Source organism: Kribbella sp. NPDC004536 (genome assembly GCF_042873835.1).
In the GTDB taxonomy this organism is placed as follows: domain Bacteria; phylum Actinomycetota; class Actinomycetes; order Propionibacteriales; family Kribbellaceae; genus Kribbella.
This window is the reverse complement of the sequence record NZ_JBIALY010000003.1, coordinates 813,275-829,357: the sequence shown is the minus strand read 5'-3', so window position 1 is coordinate 829,357 and position 16,083 is coordinate 813,275. Positions and strand designations below refer to the sequence as shown.

At 69.1% G+C, this 16,083-nt stretch carries 18 protein-coding genes; 6 read left to right on the top strand and 12 right to left on the bottom strand.

Annotated features, from left to right (window positions below):
- Positions 1 to 17: 17 nt before the first annotated feature.
- Positions 18 to 758 (bottom strand): SDR family oxidoreductase, encoded by a 741-nt coding sequence (locus tag ACFYRU_RS29275; protein ID WP_387664218.1) that lies wholly within the window; start codon positions 756 to 758, stop codon positions 18 to 20.
- Between the two features lie 88 nt (positions 759 to 846).
- Here ACFYRU_RS29275 and ACFYRU_RS29270 point away from each other — a divergent pair, with 88 nt between their 5' ends.
- From ACFYRU_RS29270 to ACFYRU_RS29255, 4 genes are all read left to right on the top strand, one after another.
- Positions 847 to 1,755: a LysR family transcriptional regulator gene (locus ACFYRU_RS29270; RefSeq protein WP_387664216.1), complete on the top strand. Its 909-nt coding sequence runs from the start codon at positions 847 to 849 to the stop codon at positions 1,753 to 1,755.
- 278 nt (positions 1,756 to 2,033) lie between these two features.
- On the top strand, positions 2,034 to 2,570 hold the full coding sequence (locus ACFYRU_RS29265; protein WP_387664214.1) for a DUF6817 domain-containing protein: 537 nt from the start codon (positions 2,034 to 2,036) through the stop codon (positions 2,568 to 2,570).
- Positions 2,571 to 2,581: 11 nt separating this feature from the next.
- The gene (locus ACFYRU_RS29260; RefSeq protein ID WP_387664212.1) at positions 2,582 to 3,511 is read left to right on the top strand and encodes an alpha/beta fold hydrolase; all 930 of its coding nucleotides are present in this window, start codon (positions 2,582 to 2,584) and stop codon (positions 3,509 to 3,511) included.
- Between the two features lie 57 nt (positions 3,512 to 3,568).
- Positions 3,569 to 3,982: a hypothetical protein gene (locus ACFYRU_RS29255; protein WP_387664210.1), complete on the top strand. Its 414-nt coding sequence runs from the start codon at positions 3,569 to 3,571 to the stop codon at positions 3,980 to 3,982.
- Here the strand turns inward: ACFYRU_RS29255 and ACFYRU_RS29250 are convergent.
- From ACFYRU_RS29250 to ACFYRU_RS29240, 3 genes are read right to left on the bottom strand one after another with little or no spacing between them, the layout of a single operon-like run.
- Positions 3,972 to 4,679 (bottom strand): PIG-L deacetylase family protein, encoded by a 708-nt coding sequence (locus ACFYRU_RS29250; protein ID WP_387664209.1) that lies wholly within the window; start codon positions 4,677 to 4,679, stop codon positions 3,972 to 3,974. The genes ACFYRU_RS29255 and ACFYRU_RS29250 overlap by 11 nt on opposite strands.
- Before the next feature lie 9 nt (positions 4,680 to 4,688).
- A complete protein-coding gene (locus ACFYRU_RS29245; protein WP_387664207.1) occupies positions 4,689 to 5,990 on the bottom strand; it encodes a D-arabinono-1,4-lactone oxidase in 1,302 nt (433 codons plus the stop codon).
- Positions 5,987 to 7,141, bottom strand: coding sequence for an amino acid deaminase/aldolase (locus ACFYRU_RS29240; protein ID WP_387664205.1), 1,155 nt, complete (start codon positions 7,139 to 7,141; stop codon positions 5,987 to 5,989). Before ACFYRU_RS29240 ends, ACFYRU_RS29245 begins: the two co-directional genes overlap by 4 nt.
- Positions 7,142 to 7,269: 128 nt before the next feature.
- Between ACFYRU_RS29240 and ACFYRU_RS29235 the strand changes: the two genes are divergently transcribed.
- Positions 7,270 to 8,256, top strand: coding sequence for an alpha/beta fold hydrolase (locus tag ACFYRU_RS29235; RefSeq protein ID WP_387664203.1), 987 nt, complete (start codon positions 7,270 to 7,272; stop codon positions 8,254 to 8,256).
- On the opposite strand, the gene ACFYRU_RS29230 is transcribed toward ACFYRU_RS29235, so the two are convergent.
- The 3 genes from ACFYRU_RS29230 to dapC all read right to left on the bottom strand — a co-directional run bounded on the left by ACFYRU_RS29230 (position 8,246) and on the right by dapC (position 11,476).
- Positions 8,246 to 9,013 carry a hypothetical protein gene (locus tag ACFYRU_RS29230; RefSeq protein WP_387664201.1) on the bottom strand — a complete coding sequence of 256 codons (768 nt, stop codon included), beginning with the start codon at positions 9,011 to 9,013 and terminating at the stop codon, positions 8,246 to 8,248. The two genes, ACFYRU_RS29235 and ACFYRU_RS29230, sit on opposite strands and share 11 nt — an antisense overlap.
- Entirely contained in the window at positions 9,010 to 10,161 is a 1,152-nt protein-coding gene (locus ACFYRU_RS29225) for a M15 family metallopeptidase (protein WP_387664199.1), read from the bottom strand. Before ACFYRU_RS29225 ends, ACFYRU_RS29230 begins: the two co-directional genes overlap by 4 nt.
- A gap of 214 nt (positions 10,162 to 10,375) precedes the next feature.
- Positions 10,376 to 11,476, bottom strand: coding sequence for a succinyldiaminopimelate transaminase (gene dapC, locus ACFYRU_RS29220; protein WP_387666038.1), 1,101 nt, complete (start codon positions 11,474 to 11,476; stop codon positions 10,376 to 10,378).
- A 44-nt stretch (positions 11,477 to 11,520) separates the two neighbouring features.
- Between dapC and ACFYRU_RS29215 the strand changes: the two genes are divergently transcribed.
- Positions 11,521 to 12,594 (top strand): FAD-dependent oxidoreductase, encoded by a 1,074-nt coding sequence (locus ACFYRU_RS29215; RefSeq protein ID WP_387664197.1) that lies wholly within the window; start codon positions 11,521 to 11,523, stop codon positions 12,592 to 12,594.
- On the opposite strand, the gene ACFYRU_RS29210 is transcribed toward ACFYRU_RS29215, so the two are convergent.
- The 5 genes from ACFYRU_RS29210 to ACFYRU_RS29190 form a co-directional block, all read right to left on the bottom strand.
- A complete protein-coding gene (locus tag ACFYRU_RS29210) occupies positions 12,585 to 12,878 on the bottom strand; it encodes a co-chaperone GroES (RefSeq protein WP_131362142.1) in 294 nt (97 codons plus the stop codon). The two genes, ACFYRU_RS29215 and ACFYRU_RS29210, sit on opposite strands and share 10 nt — an antisense overlap.
- A gap of 41 nt (positions 12,879 to 12,919) precedes the next feature.
- Positions 12,920 to 13,183: a DUF3618 domain-containing protein gene (locus ACFYRU_RS29205; RefSeq protein WP_387664195.1), complete on the bottom strand. Its 264-nt coding sequence runs from the start codon at positions 13,181 to 13,183 to the stop codon at positions 12,920 to 12,922.
- Between the two features lie 65 nt (positions 13,184 to 13,248).
- Positions 13,249 to 14,292, bottom strand: coding sequence for a glucose 1-dehydrogenase (locus tag ACFYRU_RS29200; RefSeq protein ID WP_387664193.1), 1,044 nt, complete (start codon positions 14,290 to 14,292; stop codon positions 13,249 to 13,251).
- 4 nt (positions 14,293 to 14,296) lie between these two features.
- Entirely contained in the window at positions 14,297 to 15,139 is an 843-nt protein-coding gene (locus ACFYRU_RS29195) for a transglutaminase domain-containing protein (RefSeq protein WP_387664191.1), read from the bottom strand.
- Positions 15,136 to 16,080, bottom strand: coding sequence for an alpha-E domain-containing protein (locus ACFYRU_RS29190; RefSeq protein WP_387664189.1), 945 nt, complete (start codon positions 16,078 to 16,080; stop codon positions 15,136 to 15,138). The genes ACFYRU_RS29195 and ACFYRU_RS29190 overlap by 4 nt, the downstream gene beginning before the upstream one ends.
- Positions 16,081 to 16,083 lie beyond the last annotated feature (3 nt).

The window sequence follows — 16,083 nt, the reverse complement described above, 5'->3', positions numbered from 1 at the left end:
GAGTCAGCTTCGGAAAGTCAGTGCATTCCGCCGTCGGCGACGATCTGCTGGCCGGTGATCAGCCCGGCCGCGTCGCTCGCGAGGAACGCCGCGATCCCCGCGACGTCCTCGGTCGTCCCCAGCCGCCCGATCGGCACCATCGCGACCAGGCTCTGCTTGTACGCGTCGTTGGCCGGGTCGGTGAAGATTCCGGCGCCGTCGATCGGGCCGGGGACGATCGTGTTCACAGTGATCCCGCGCGGCCCGAGTTCGAGCGCCAGCACCCGTGCCAGGTAGCCGGTCGCGACCTTGCTGGTGCCGTACAGCCCGACGCCGAGCTGCGGGACCGTCGTGGTGTTCGACGAGATCGTGATGATCCGGCCGCCGTCGGCGATCCGCCGGGCAGCTTCGCGCAGGACGAAGTACGGGCCTTTGGTGTTGACCCGGAAGAGCAGGTCGAAGTCCTCCTCGGTGACGTCCGCGACCGGGACGTTCACTTTCTCCATGCCGGCGTTCGCGACCACCACGTCGAGCCGGCCGAACTCCTCGAACGTCGCGTCGTACAGCCGCCGGATGCCGTCGACCTCGGATACGTCCGCGGCGACCGCGATCGCCCGGACCCCGAACGCCTTCGCGGCCTCCAGCACCTCGTCGGCGGCGGCCTTGTCGCGGGAATAGTTGACGACCACGTTCGTCCCCTGCGCCGCGAGCCGGAGCAGGATCGCCCGGCCCAGGCCCTTCGACGAACCGGTGACGAGCGCGGTTCTGGTTTCTGCCATGCCTCGATCGTCCTGCGCGCCGGGGCCCGGGCGGAAACAGAGATTTGCTGGCGAGGGCACAACTGATCGTTGTGGCACGATGAGAGCTGTGGATCTGAGCTTGCGGCTGCTGCAGGCACTGGACGCTGTCGCGGCAGAGGGCAGCATGACGCGGGCCGCCCGCACCCTCAACCTGACCCAGCAGGCGGTGAGTGGGCAGATCCGCCAGCTCGAGCGCGTCGTCGGTACGCCGCTGGTCGAACGCCGGCCGACCGGGATCGAACTGACCGCGGCCGGCGAGGTCGTGCTCAAGCAAGGCGCGGTGTTGCTGTCGTCCGCGCAGACGATGGTGGCCGAGGCACGGCTGGCCGCGACCGGCCGGCCGGATCCGTTGCGGATCGCGTTCAAGGCGCAGAGTACGGCGCACTTCATGCCCGCGGTCGAGGCGGCCCTTCGGGCGGAAGCACCCGACCTGGAGCTCCGGCCGATCTCGTCGCACACGCTCCCCGACGAGCTCGACGCGCTCGTCGAAGGGCGCGCGGACGCCGCGTTCCTGTGGCTGCCGATCGGCGACGACCCGCGCTTCACCGTCCACCCACTGCTCGAGGAGGACCGGTGGGTCGCGCTGCCGCCGGGCCATCCGCTGGAGTCGCGGACGTCGTTGCGAATCGCGGACCTGGCCGACGTACCGGTCGTCGGGCCGCGGGACGGGATGCCGGCGGCCGTCGTCGACTTCTGGTTCGTCGACCCGCGTCCGGACGGGACCCGGGCGGTCTTCGGCCCGCAGGCGCGGACACCGGAGGAATGCCTGCATCTGGTGGCGGCCGGCCACGGTTGCTGGATCGCCCCGGCGTCCACGGTCACTTACTTCGCCCACCCACGGCTGACCTGGCTGCCACTCGTGGACGCCGAGCCGAACGTACTGGCCCTGATCTGGCCGAAGCACAGCGGGCACCCGATGCTGCACCTGCTGCTGGAGCAGACCCGGCTCACCCTGTTGCCTACCGCAACGACCTGACGGGGTCAGCTGAGGGCGCTGGTGACGGTGATCGCGAGGACCATGAAGCCGGCCAGGACGGCGACCAGGGTCCAGCGGGCTGCAGTGTTGCTCATGGTCCGATGGTCGCGCGAACAGCGGCCGGACGGAACGCTTCCGCGGGCGGTTCAGGGGCCGCTCCGGGGTCGGCTCAGGGGTGTGACCGGAACGGCACGCCGAAGTGGTGGGCAGGGGGTGGGCTCAGGCCTTACCGTGGGTGACCTGCGGGATTTGGCCGCTCCGGGGTGAGAAGGGGTCAGATGAGCACTTTCGAGGACCTGGGTTCGTTGCTGCTGGTACGCGGCGCCGACGAGATCGACCATGCGGGCGGCAGCCTGTACGTGCACCTGCACCGGGTCGCCAAGCGGCTCGGTTCGCTCGGCGCCTCCGACACGCTCGTGCTGGCCGGGCTGGCGCACGCGGCGTACGGGACGGACGGCTTCCCGACGCATCTGTTCGACTGGCAGACCGAGCGCCCGGTGCTGGAGTCGGTGATCGGCACCGACGCCGAGGCGATCGTCTACCGGTACGGCGCCTGCGACCGGGAGACGACCTGGCGCGACCTCGCCGAGCACCGCACGGTCACCGACCGCTTCACCGGCACGTCGGAGGAGCTCGGCGCGGCCGAGCTGCGCGACTTCGTCGATCTGACGATCGTCAACGAGCTCGACGTCCTCGACAACGACGCGAAGCGGGCCGTGAAACTGCGCCCGTTCCTGCAGGAACAACTCCCCCGGTGGCAGTCGCTCGCCTCCCCGGCCGTGCTCACCGAGGCCGGGCGGATCGTCGGCCTGTAACACTAGGGGTCGTGAAACGGTTCCTGTGGCGGGGGTTCGTGGGACTCCTCGGTTTCTGGCTGATCGTCACTGCGGCCTCCTTCGTTTTCAACCTCGCCACGAACCCCACGGCCACAGCGCCGGCCGGCCTCAAGTACGTCGATGCCGGCGGGTTCAAGACCCGGTATGACCAGTGGGGTACGTCGGGCACCCCCGTCGTACTCGTGCACGGTGCGGCGGAGTCGGTAGACACGTGGTCGCGGCTGGTACCGCTGCTCGCCCAGAACCATCGCGTGTACGCGTACGACATCACCGGCTACGGGTACTCCGAACGCAAGGCGCCGTACACGATCGAGCATCTCGCGGCGCAACTGCTCGGGTTCCTGGATGCGATGCACCTCGGCGGGCCTGGTGAGCCGCGGCCGATCCTGGTCGGGCACTCGCTCGGCGCCGGAGTCGCGGCCGAGGCGACGTTGGAGGCGCCGGCCCGGATGGGCGGGATCGTGTTCCTGGACGGCGACGGGCTGCCGCTGCCGGGCGGGCGGCCGGGTCCGCCGCGCTGGCTGATCGTCCCGCCGTACCGTACGTCGCTGTTCCGGCTGGTGCTGGACCAGGGGTGGCTGCTGAAGAAGATCTACAACAGCGCCTGCTCACCCGGCTGTCCGCAGATGGACGTCGACGCGTGGACCCGGCCGTTCCGGCAGCCCGGCGCCGAGCAGGCGATCTGGCAGATGACCGCGAACGGCATCCCCGCGGTCGCCCCCGACCGGCTCGCCAAGTTGGCGGACCTGAAACTCCCGAAGGCGGTCGTGTTCGGCGCCGACGACACCAACGGCGGCAACGCGACCGAGACCGCGACCCGGATCGGTGCGCCCGCGCCGACGCTGATCCCGAACGCGAACCACCTGACGCCGATCTCCAGCCCGACGGAAGTCGCGGCGGCGATCGACGCACTTCGCTGATCGCAGATGCGGCGCAGGTTGCTGGAAATCCGCCGATCGCCGACGCATGATCGGATCATGGCCCGATACGAAGTGGTGGCGCGCGCGAAGCTCGATCGGCGACTCTCCAACGCCGACTACATCGACCTGGCCCTGCACTCCTGGTCACTGGACAAGGGCATGCGGTTCCAGCGGATCCAGGACCTGCCGGACGGTTCGGTCGCGATCGTCCTGCAGCAGAATCTGTCGCCGCGCAAGCACGACGCGGCCTGCGAGATGGCGAACCGCAGCCTCGCCCAGCTCGGCATCCCGGCCGGCGACATCCAGCGGATCGACCTGCACCGGCTGACCCGCAAGGGCGGCCGCCAACTGGTCCGTTCCTGGGCCGGCCCGAACAACCCGCCCGGCCCTGGCACCGCCGGCGACCGCGAGCCGCGCCGGCCGAAGCCGACGCCGCCGCACCTGCAGGAGCACCGGCCGCTTACAGAGTGAACACCTCGAAGCGCGCGCCGTACTTCGTGCCGAGCAACGTGCCCGTCGGGCGGGACGCACCTTCCAGGAACTCCTCCGGATCGAACTGCTGGTCCAGCCCGTCAATGTAGGCGCGGTGGGCCTCCAGCGACCGCAGCCCGACCTCGAACGTCGCGGTCGTGTCCACGCCGTGCCGCGAGTTCGGTGAGCCGGCCGCCCAGACCTGGCGTACACCGGCCCACTTCTCGCCGGCGTCCGGGAAGATCCACCGGTTGGCCGCGTCCCGGACCGCGTCCAGGGTCGCGCGGCCGGTGTTGATGTGGTCGGCCTGGTTGAGCGCGACGTCGCCGTCCCAGGTGTCGCGGAAGTTGTTGGTGATCACGATCTCCGGCTGGTGCCGGCGGATCGCGGCCGTGATCAGGCGGCGCAGCGGTACGCCGTACTCGATCGTGCCGTCGGGCTGGCCGAGGAACTCGACCGCGGACACCCCGACGATCCGGGACGACTCGATCTGCTCGGCCTCCCGGAGCGGACCGCACTCGGCCGGGTCGACGCCGTCGATGCCGGCCTCGCCGGACGTCAGCAGGCAGTAGACGACCTGCTTGCCCTGCCCGGTCCAGCGCGCGATCGCCGCCGCGGATCCCCACTCCAGGTCATCAGGGTGCGCGACGACCGCCAGCGCCTTGTGCCAATCCTCGGTAACCGGTTCAAGCTCCATGCCCGCAGGCTAATCGCCGAAGACCTGCCGCGTGTAGGCGTTCTGGAAGACGCGGGCAGGGTCCAGGCGGTCGCGGACCGCGAGGAAGTCGTCGAAGTGCGGGTACCGGGCGCGCAGGTCGTCGGCGGTCAGCGTGTGCAGCTTCCCCCAGTGCGGCCGGCCGTCGTAGTCACCGACGATGCTCTCGAACGCGCGGAAGTACTCCTCGTGCGGCAGCCGGTGGTACTGGTGGATCGCGATGTACGCGGTCTCCCGGCCGGACGCGGTGGACAGCCAGATGTCGTCCGGCGCGGCCACCCGGACCTCGATCGGGAACGGGATCCTGGACCCGGACGCGTCGATCCACGCCCGCAGCCGGCGGACGACGTCCACCACGTGCTCGCGCGGGACCGCGTACTCCGACTCGCGGAACACCACGTTCCGCTCCGCGCAGAACACCTTGTACGACGCGTCGACGTACTCGCGGGCCGACAACGCGCGCGAGGCGAGCTGGTTGATCCGGGGCACCATCGCGGGCCGCCGGACGCCGAGCCGGTTGGTCAGCTCGAACACCTTGTTGGACAGTAGTTCGTCGTCGATCCAGCCGCGGACCCGGCCGACCGGCGCCGCGGCGACGTTCGGGGCGACCCGGTTGTTCCGCTTGGTCAGCGCGAGGTCGGTATGTGGGAACCAGTAGAACTCGAAGTGGTCGTTGCCGTCGGCAAGTTCATCGAAGCCGTCGAGGACCTCGCCGAGCGGCATCGGCATCTCCTGCGCACGCAGCAGGAACGCCGGGACGCACTGCAGGGTGAGCGAGCTGATCACGCCGAGCGCGCCGACCGAGACGCGCGCCGCGGCGAACACGTCCGGGTTCTCCTCGGCCGAACAGTGCAGGACCGATCCGTCGGCGGTGACGAGATCGAGGCCGACGACCTGCGTCGCCAGGCCGCCGAGCTTCGCGCCGGTCCCGTGGGTGCCGGTGGAGATCGCGCCGGAGATCGTCTGCTTGTCGATGTCGCCGAGGTTCGCCATCGCGAGGTCGAAGGCCGCGAGTCCCGCGTTCAGCTTCCGCAGGCCGGTGCCGGCCCCGACCGTGACCCGGCCGGACGCTTGGTCCGCGTGGATGATCGAGGACAGCCCGTCCAGCTGGATCATCACCTCCTGCGGGACCGAGCAGCCCGTGAACGAATGGCCGGAGCCGACAGCCTTCAGCTTCTTGCCCCGCTCGGCCGCGGCCTTGACCGCCGCGGCGAGCTCGTCGGGCGAGCCGGGGCGCAACGCCTCGAAGCCGGTCGCCGACTCGGTGCCGGCCCAGTTCCGCCAGGTGCTCATCCGAAGTTCTTCCCTTCGCCGCGGTAGGTGACGAGTTCGGTCACCTCTTCGCCGTCGATCGCATGCAGGACGTCGAACCGCTCCAGCATCTCGCCTGCCTTGGCGTACCGCATCCACACTCTGGCGCCAATTCGTAGCCGTTCGGCCGATTGTCCCTGTACCGGAGTCTGCACTTCGCCGGCGCCTTCGGTGCCGAGCAGCTTGAGGCCGGACGGCTGGGTGGGTGACGGGAGCCGCGACTTCTTCGCGGGGCCGGACGCGACGTACCCGCCGCCGAACAGGGTCGCGATCCGCGGTGCGGGACGCCGCACGACATCCAGTGCGTACGCCGTCGCGTGCTCCGGCTGGAAGACGTCGTACTTGTCGAAGAGGGTCGGGCCGTAGAGGCCGGAGCCGGCGGTGACCTCGGTGACGGCCGGGTCCGCGCTGCTGATCTCGAGGCTGCCGGTGCCGCCGCTGTTCACGATCCGCAGCGGCGCGACCTGCTTCACCGCGTCGACGACCGCGCCGCGCCGGTCCGCGAGCTCGGCGGCCGAACGGCGCTTCACCCAGCGGACGGCCGGCGACGTGTCCGGCAGGCCGGCGATCTGCGCCTCGTAGAACATCACGCCGGTCAGTTCGAACGTGTCGTCGGCGGCAACGGTCCGGGCGAGCGCTGCGACCTCGGCGGGGGTCCGCAGCGGGGAACGCCGGACGCCGAGGTGCTGACCGAAGATCCGCAGCGAGGCGTCGACGTCCAGGCAGACCTGGATCCGGGCCTTGCCGGTCGCGGTTGCCCGGATGAACGCGAGGTGCTCCGCCGAGTCGATCATCAGCGTGATCCGGGACGCCGCCTCGGGGTCCTCCGACAGTTCGCGGAGCGCCGTGCGGTGCGTGGTCGGGTAGCCGAGCAGGATGTCGTCGACGCCGTTGCGGGCCAGCCAGAGCGCCTCCGGCAGCGCGTAGCCCATCACGCCGTGGAACCCGGGCCGCTCGAGCGCGGCGGCGATCAGCGGGCGGCAGCGGACCGACTTGGAGGCGATCCGGATCGGCGTACCGGCCGCACGCCGGACCAGGTCGTCGGCGTTCCGGCGGAACGCGGCGAGATCGATCACCGCGTACGGCGCGTCGAGCCGCGCGGTCAGACGGGCATACCGGTCGAAGTCACCCATAACCGGAGTGTAGGCCACAAAATACTGAAAGGTAATACATCTTTGGCGGTTGACCAGGGATTCTCCCGGGCGCGACTCGCGGTCCTCACGGGCGAGGGTGATAGCGAATCCACTCGGAAAGGTCTCCCATGAACATCAGCCGTCGCACCCTCCTCAAGACCACCGGCGCCGCCGCACTGGCCACGCCGCTCCTCACCGGCGCCGCGGCCGCCTCGCCCAAGCTCCCCTTCGGCCCGGTGCGGCAGATCGACGCGGGCGTACTCAACGTCGGGTACGTCGAACTCGGCCCGTCGAACGGCACGCCGGTACTACTGCTGCACGGCTTCCCGTACGACATCCACAGCTACGAGCAGGTCGCTCCGCTGCTCGCTCGGCGCGGCTATCGCGTCGTGGTGCCCTACTTCCGCGGCCACGGCAGTACTACCTTCCGCTCCTCCGACACCCCTCGGAACGTGGACCAGGCGGCGTTCGCGCTCGACATCGTGGCGCTGATGGATGCGCTGAAGATCCACCGTGCCGTACTGGCCGGCTACGACTGGGGCTCGCGGACCGCGGACATCATCGCGGCGCTCTGGCCCGAGCGGGTGCAGGCGCTGGTGTCGGTGACGGGGTACCTGATCACCAACCTTGAGTTCAACAAGAAGCCGTTGCCGCCCGGGGCTGAGAACGCCTGGTGGTACCAGTACTACTTCGCGACCGAGCGTGGCGTGCAGGGGCTGCACCAGTACAAGCGGGAGATCGGTGAGTTCATCTGGAAGTTCAACTCGCCGACCTGGAAGTACACCGCGGAGACGTACGCGCGGACCGCGGCGGCGTTCGACAATCCGGACTACGAGGCGATCGTGATCGGCAACTACCGGTGGCGGCAGAGCCTGATCCCGGCGGAACCGGAGTACGCGGCGCTGGAGGACGTCCTGCAGAAGGCGCCGAAGATCGCGGTGCCGACGATCACGATCGACGGGAAGTACGACCCGTTCACGCCGGCTGGTGACGGGTCGTCGTACCGGGATCACTTCGTCGGGCGGTATCAGCACCGGACGTTCGACGTGGGGCACAACGTGCCGCAGGAGGCGCCTCGAGAGTTCGCCCAGGCTGTTGTCGACGCTAGTCGATGACGGACTCGAGTGCTGTTGCTGCGGTGTGGGCCCAGTCGGCCTGCTGTTCTGGGTGAGTTGAGGTTGTCGCTAGGAGGGCGACTGTTGCGCCCTTCAGCACCGACACGTCTACGTAGGACTCTGCGGCGGCGTACGAACGTACGGCGGTGGCTGCTGTGGTGGTGGCCCAGAGCTGTTTGACAGACAGGTCGCCGCCGGTGCCGCAAGCCTGCATGCGGGTTTGGTAGCCGGTGTAATAGGCCTGGGCTTTCGCCGCGTTTCTGAAGCGGAGTAGCAGGGCTGTGGCTGGTAGGGCGTCGGCTGTGCGGTAGGTGCCGGTCAGGGCGAAGGTGGGGACTGGTAAGGAGCCTTTGACGAGGTGGCCGGAGCAGCCGGACGGTAGGGCTTCGTACGACGCTTGGTGGGAGTCGCGACGGCGTGTCCAGGTGTTGTTGCCGATGAAGCCGGCCTCTGCGCCACCAGGGTCGGTGTAGGTCTTCCAGCCGGCTCCCAGCTTCTCCGGAGCCGGGAGGTTGTGGGCGGTGAGCGGCCCCGCGTTGGCCGGAGGCGGGGCGGTTGCCTGCTCGGGGACCTGGGGCGGGACGGCTGCGTCCGTTGGTTCGTCGGTCGGCACCGTGTTGGTAGGAACCGGGACCGTGCCGCTGACTGTGCTCGGGATGACCTGGGTTGCAGTTGGTGTCGGCTGCTGAGCGGCGGGCTTGGAACCGCAACCCGCCAAGACTGTTGCCAGCGCACAGGCGACTACTAGGGCTTTCACTTCGGCTCGAAGTGCTGGTAGTCGGGCTTGGCCCAGTACGCGCCCCAGAAGTAGCCCTGGCCGATCAGGGCTTTCGTGGCGACGCTGCTCGCGAACAGCATGCCCGGGCGGACCAGTGAGCGGTTGCGGTACGCCAGCCCGTTCGACGGGTACCAGACGCCGTTCGCGGCCAGGTACGGGTTCTCGACGGTGTTGATGTCGATCGCCCACCCGTACGAGTGCGGCGACAGCGAGTACGGATCACCGGTGACGCGGCGGCAGTTGAACGCGGAGGTGTTGTCGGCCTCCATCGCCTTCACGTCGCTGCCGCCGAACACGTCCACCCGGCGCATCTGCCGGATCGGGAACTTGGACGCGAACGTCGAGGTCCAGACCGTGATCATCTTCGCCACCGCGGCGTCCCGGAGGATCAGCTCGCCGCGGTGCACGCGGCCGTCGAAGCCCCAGTAGTTCAGCTGCAGCAGGCGCAACGACGCGGGCGCCACGGGACAACCGGCTCGGTACGTGTTCGGCACCATCGCGGCGGAGACGGCGTACACCTTGGGATTGAGCGCGGCCTTGATCACGATCGTCGCGTTCGCGGAGTACTCCATCGCGGCCTGGGTGACGCCTCGGGTGACCACGCGCACGGTCTTGGTGGCCGGCAGGTCGTCCGGGACCCGGAGCCGGAAGTTGCCCCCGGCATCCATTGTGGTGATGTTCAGGAGCCCCCACTTGCCGCTTCCGAGGTACTGCTGCAGCGCGAGTTCCTTGCCCGGTTCGGCCGGCACCAGCTTCCCGGTCACGGACACACCGGTGAGGGTCGCGTAGTAGGCGGCCGGGGTGTTCACGACGAGCCTGCGGTCCTGGATCGGCACGGTCCGGTAGTCCGAGATCGCGAGCGCGGTCTCGGCCTTGACGCCGATCATCGTGCGGAACGCCCACGTGCCGGTGGACGGCGAGACGTAGCTGAACTTGTACGCGCCGCCCGTCGTGGTCCTGGTGGAGCCGCGGAGTACCCAAGCGCCGGGGACGCGCTGCCAGAGCGTTATGTACGAGCCCGTGATCGGCTGGCTGATCTTGCCGGTGAAGACGGTCGGCTTGTCCTCCCAGGACGCCGCCGGCTGGTCGAGCGTGATCGACCAGGCCGGCGTCGGGGTAGGGGTCACCGCGGCGGGCGTTGGCGTTGGCGTTGGCGCGAGTGTTGGCGTTGGTGTCGGCGTTGGAGAAGGTGTTGGTGATGGTGTCGGCGTGACACCGGCCAGCAGTACCGCCACGACCCCGAGCAGATGCAGTCGCATGCGCCCTCCCCTCCCTCGACATCAACTACCCCTATAAGAGGCAGTCACACCAGGGAGACGTCACAGGCTGCTGCGAAGTTTTCTACTCCTGCAGTCGTTTCACCGCGGCGTCGATCCGCTCGTCGGTCCCGGTCAGCGCCACCCGCACGTGCCGCTCACCTGCCGTGCCGTAGAACGCACCGGGCGCAACCAGGATCCCGCGGTCGGCCAGCGCGCCGACAGACCCGTACGCGTCGTAGGACGGGTGTGACGCCCACAGGTACAAACCGCCGTTCGACAGGGTGATCTCCCAGCCCGCATCGGTCAGCGCGTCCCGCAGCACGGCGTGGCGACGCAGGTAACGCGCACGCTGCTCCTCGACGTGTACGTCGTCCGCGAACGCGGCAGCCATCGCCGCCTGGATCGGCGACGGCACCATCAGGCCGGCGTGCTTCCGTACCGCGAGCAGCTCGGCCACGACGGTCGGGTCGCCCGCGACGAAGCCGCCGCGGTAGCCGGCCAGGTTGGAGCGCTTGGACAGCGAGTGCACCGCCAGCAGGTTGTCGTGGCTCCCGCCGGACACGTCCGGGTGCAGCACGGACACCGGCTTCTCGTCCCAGCCGAACTCGGTGTAGCACTCGTCGCTGACCAGGAGTACGTCGTTCGCCCGCGCCCACTCGACAGCACGGCGCAGGTCGTCGGCAGGGGTGATCTCGCCGGACGGGTTGCGCGGCGAGTTCAGGTACGCGACCCGCACCGGCCCGTCGTACGTCGTGGGGTCCGCCACCGGCACGCTGGTCGCCCGGGCGAGCGCCGCGCCGGCTTCGTACGTCGGGTAGGCCAGGTCCGGGATCAGGACCGTGTCGCCGGCGCCGATGCCGAGCAGCGTCGGCAGCATCATGATCAGCTCCTTGGTGCCGATCACGGGCAGTACGCCGGTCTTCGGGTCGACTCCGGTCACCCCGAGCCGCCGCTCCATCCAGTCCACCGCGGCCTGGCGCGCCGCGGACGTACCGATGGTGGTCGGGTACTCCGGGGCGTTCGCGGCATCGGCCAGCGCCTTCTTGACCAGGTCCGGCACCGGGTCGACCGGACTGCCCACGGACAGGTCGACGATGCCGTCGGGATGCTCGGCGGCCTTCTGCTTGAAGGGGGCGAGCTTGTCCCACGGGAAGTCTGGCAACCGGCTGGAGGTCTCGAAGATCACCGGGCCAGTTTAGGCTTTCCCATCTGGAGCAAGGGGGTGGGATGACGTACGACGTTGCAGTAGTAGGGGCTGGGGCAATGGGGTCGGCGGCCGCGTGGGCGCTGGCGGCCGCGGGGCGTGAGGTCGTCGTACTGGAGCAGTTCACGCTCGGGCACGAGCGGGGTGGCTCGCATGGCGCCACCCGGTTGTACCGGGCCGCCGTGGACGACGCCGAGATCGCTGATCTGACCGAGCAGGCCAGGCCGTTGTGGCGGCAGCTGGAGGACGAGTCCGGCGAGACCTTGCTCGACGAGACCGGTGGCTTCGACCACGGTATGAGCGACGCGGTGGTCGAGGTGTTCCGCTCGTTGCATGCGGCAACAGGGGCGGTGCTGTCGGCTGGTGAGGCAGCTGAGCGGTGGCCCGGGTTCCGGTTCGAGACGCCGGTGCTCTACCAGCCAGGGTCTGGTCGCTTGTACGCCGAGCACGCGCTGCATGCACTGCAGGTCGTAGCTGGTCGTCTTGGTGTCGAGTTCCGCGTGCAATCTCCAGTACGGGCTCTCCGGACCCGTGACGGTCTGGTGGAGCTCGACGTACCAGGTGGTGCTGTGAGGGCTCAGCACGTAGTGGTCGCGGCTGGGCCGTGGACACCGAAGCTAGTGGACGGGCTGGTGCAGTTGCCGCCGTTCACGGTGACGCAGGAGCAGCCGCGGTTCTTCGCGCCGTTGTCGGACGAGCTGGTGTGGCCGAGCTTCGTACACCACGGTCCGACCAGCTACGGCCTCTACGAACCAGGATCCGGCGTCAAGGTCGGACTGCACGCATCTGGTCCTGTGGTGGATCCCGACACGCGGGACTTCACGCCGGAGCCTTCACGAGACACAAGGCTGCTGCGCTACGTCGAGGAGTGGTACCCCGGGCTCGACCCCACCCGGTCCACCGCGATCAGCTGCCTGTACGACAACACGCCGACGTCGGACTTCGTCATCGACCGCGCCGGACCGGTCACGGTCGCCGCCGGGTTCTCCGGGCAGGGCTTCAAGTTCGTCCCGCTGGTCGGAGCGTTCGTCCGCGACCTCGTCACCGGTGCGGCGGGCACCCCGGCCCGGTTCAGGTTTCAGAGCTTTCAGAGGTAGAGGCCGGTCTGCCCGTCCTCGAGGCGGCCGGCGGCCACCGCGTGCAGGTCCCGCTCGCGGAGCAGGATGTAGTCGTCGCCACGGACCTCGACCTCGGCGCGGTCCTCGGGGTCGAACAGCACCCGGTCGTCGACCTCGACGGTGCGTACGTTGGCGCCGATCGCGACCACCTTCGCCCAGGCCAGGCGGCGGCCCATCTGGGCCGTGGCGGGGATCAGGATGCCGGCCGACGACTTGCGCTCGCCCTCCTGCTCGAGGGAGACCAGGACCCGGTCGTGCAGCATCCGGATCGGCAGCTTGTCGTCGGACAGCCGCTTGCGTGGCGTCACCGGCGGCCCACCAGCTTGCGGATCACCAGCAGTACGCCGACCACGCCGGCCACCGCGCCGGCGACCGCGACGATCTTCTGGGTGCGGAGCTGACCGTGCTCGTCGAAGACCTGCGACTTGGCCTGCTCGACCTGCCGCTCGATCACGTTCTTCGGGTTCGCCCGGTCGACCAGCTCGTCCACCGTGGAGGCCAGCCGCAACCGGGTGGCGGCGATGTCCGCCTCGATCTGCTCGGCGGTCCGAGCCTTCGTGTCCGACACTGTCGGCTCCCTTCCGTCGGCGGGGCATGCCCCGATCTGCCCCTGGTCCCCACCATCCTCGCAGGTCACTGCAGCAAGTCCACGACCACCTTGATGTCTTCCGGTTTCCGTACCAGCGCGGCGGGCCATTCGGACAGCGGGACACGCGTGGTGATCAGTCGCTCCAGCCAGCCCCGGTCCGCCTTCAGCAGGACGTTCACAGCGTCGGCGTAGTGCCTCTTGCCGGCGTTGACCGTGCCAACCAGTGCCGCGTTCCGCACCACCAGCTGCCGTACCAGCGCGTCCAGCTGTACGTCGACCGTCGCCGGGCCGGGGTGGATCCCAGCCAGGCACATGACGCCCGCAGGCGGCAGGAGCGACGCGCAGTCGAACACCAACTGCCCCACACCCGTTGCCTCGATCACTACATCCGGTACGACGTCCAGCTGCCGCAGGTCCGTCAGGTAGGTCGCGCCGAGCTCCCGTACGAGCTGTGGCTTCGGCCCGTCGTCGACCCGGTCCAGCACGTGTACGTCGTACCCGCGTTGCTGCGCGATCAGTGCGGCCAGTAGACCGATCGGACCGGCGCCTGTCACCAGCACGTGCTGCGGCGAGTACCAAGAACGCGCTCCGACGCGGTCCACCTGTTCCCACGCCTTCGTGAGGATGCTGGCGGGTTCCACCAGTACGCCGAGGTCTCCTAGGGCAGCCGGCACCGGTACGGCGAAGTACGGGTCGACCCGCCAGCGCTCAGCGCCGTACCCGTCCATCCCTTGGATGCCGCGCTCGGTGTACTGGCCGTTGCGGCAGAAGTCCCACTCACCCCGAGCACAGGCCGGACAGGGCACTGGGTCCGGCCGGCGTACTACTCCGGCCACCAGGTCCCCGGTGGCGAAGCCCGAGCCGACAGGTGCTTCCAGTACGCGTCCGAGCGACTCATGGCCGATCACGAGCGTGTCGGCGTTGGGGCGGCCGCTGCCGAACGCTCCCGACACCAGCTCGAGGTCCGTCCCGCAGATACCTGTCAGCAGGCCCTCCACCAGGATCGACCCGTCGACGACCGGAGGCTCCGGGACGTCACCTACCACCGCCGAGTCGGCCTTGCCCGGCGTGACTGTCATGGCCCGCATCCGGTCAGGCTAACCGGGTCATGTCGACGGTCACCTCGATGGCCGTCGCGGCACCGCCCGAGTAGATGCCCTTCAGCGGCGACACGTCCGCGTAGTCGCGCCCCGTCGCCACCCACACGTGCCGGTGGCCGATCGGGATGTCGTTGGTCGGGTCGAAGCCCCACCAGTCACCTGTCCAGGCCTCCACCCACGCGTGGCTCTCCCCGACGACCTTCTCGCCGACTGCAGCGTCCGGCTTCGTGTGCAGGTAGCCGGAGACGTAGCGGCTGGGGATACCGACTGCACGGAGCATGGCGAGCGTGAGGTGTGCGTAGTCTTGACAGACACCCTCGCCGGCCTGCCATGCGTCAACAGCCGACGAGTGCACGCCAGTGGTACCCCGTTCGTACTTGAGCTTGTCGTGCACCCACTTGGACACCGCCAGGACGGTCTCCTCCGGCGTACGACCCTTCCGAAGGGCGCGGGCTTCAGCGGTGAGCTCCCGGTGTTTAGGGACATAGCGTGTCCACTCCAGGAACTCGGCGTACGAGTCCAGGACCTGCGGGGCCTTCAGCTGGACCCAGGTCACGTCAGCGGGCGGCGCGGTCTGGTCGGTCGTCTCGACAACAGAGGCCGCGATGACCTTCAGCTCGGTGTGCGGGGTGTGCAGGTCGAACGCGTTGACCTCGGTACCCCAGTAGTCCGTGTACTTGTAGCCACGGGCCGCGGGCACCGTTTCCAACCGGGCCACCATCAGGTTCTGCCGGTTGTCGTGCCGTGGGGTCAGCCTGGCCTCGTTGTAGGACTGGGTGACCGGTGTCGCGTACCTGTAGCCCGTCGTATGGACTACGCGAAGCCGCCACTTCACAGGTTCACCTCCGCGTTGTTCCACTCGATCCACGGCACTGCATGGAAGTACTGACGGGAGACAGCTTCGCCTACCTCGCGGACCGTGGTCTGCAGGGCCTGCAGCCGGTCGGTGAGGTTCTCCAGCAGGTCAGCCGGTCGCAGGAACTCCAGATCGCTCCTGGCCTTCCCCAGCAGACGTGCGGCCTCAGCACTCGCACCGATGCGTGCGGACGGCCCGTGGTCGAGCTCGTCGAGACAGGACTCCGCTTGCTGCAGCGCGTGGAACACAGACCGTGGGAACAGCCTGTCGAGCAGTAGGAACTGCACTACGCGCGAGGCGTCCAACGCGCCCCTGTACGTGCGCAGGTACGTGTCGTGTGCTCCAGCAGAACGAAGTACCGTCACCCAGCCCGGTGACGTCGGCCTGTCGCCGACTCGCGACATCAGCAGGCGGACAAGCATGTCCACCCGCTCCACGGACCGCCCGAGTACCAAGAACCGCCAGCCGTCGTCGCGGCTCATCGTCGAGTCCGCGAGCCCGGCGAACATCGCGGCCCGGTCCTCCACGAACGTGAAGAACTCGTGCGGTCCGACCCGGCGCGCGGCACGCTGCCGTTCGGGTACGGCGTTCCACATCGCGTTGATGCACTGCCACAGCTCGCTCGACACGACCTCACGCGCGACCCTGGTGTTCTCCCGGGCGCTGGCGATCGACGACACGATCGATCCGGTCTCCGGCGACATCGCGACCAGCTCGGTCAGGCCCCACACGTCCAGCTCGCTGCCGTCGGGCGGGGTGATGCCGAGGACCGACAGCAGCCGGCGGCTGGCGGTGTCCGCGTCGACGGTGGCGTCCTCGAGCAGCTGGTGTACCGAGACGTCGAGGATCCGCGCGGTGTCGTCCGCGCGTTCGACGTACCGGCCGATCCAGTACAGCGACTCGGCGTTGCGTGCGAGCATCGT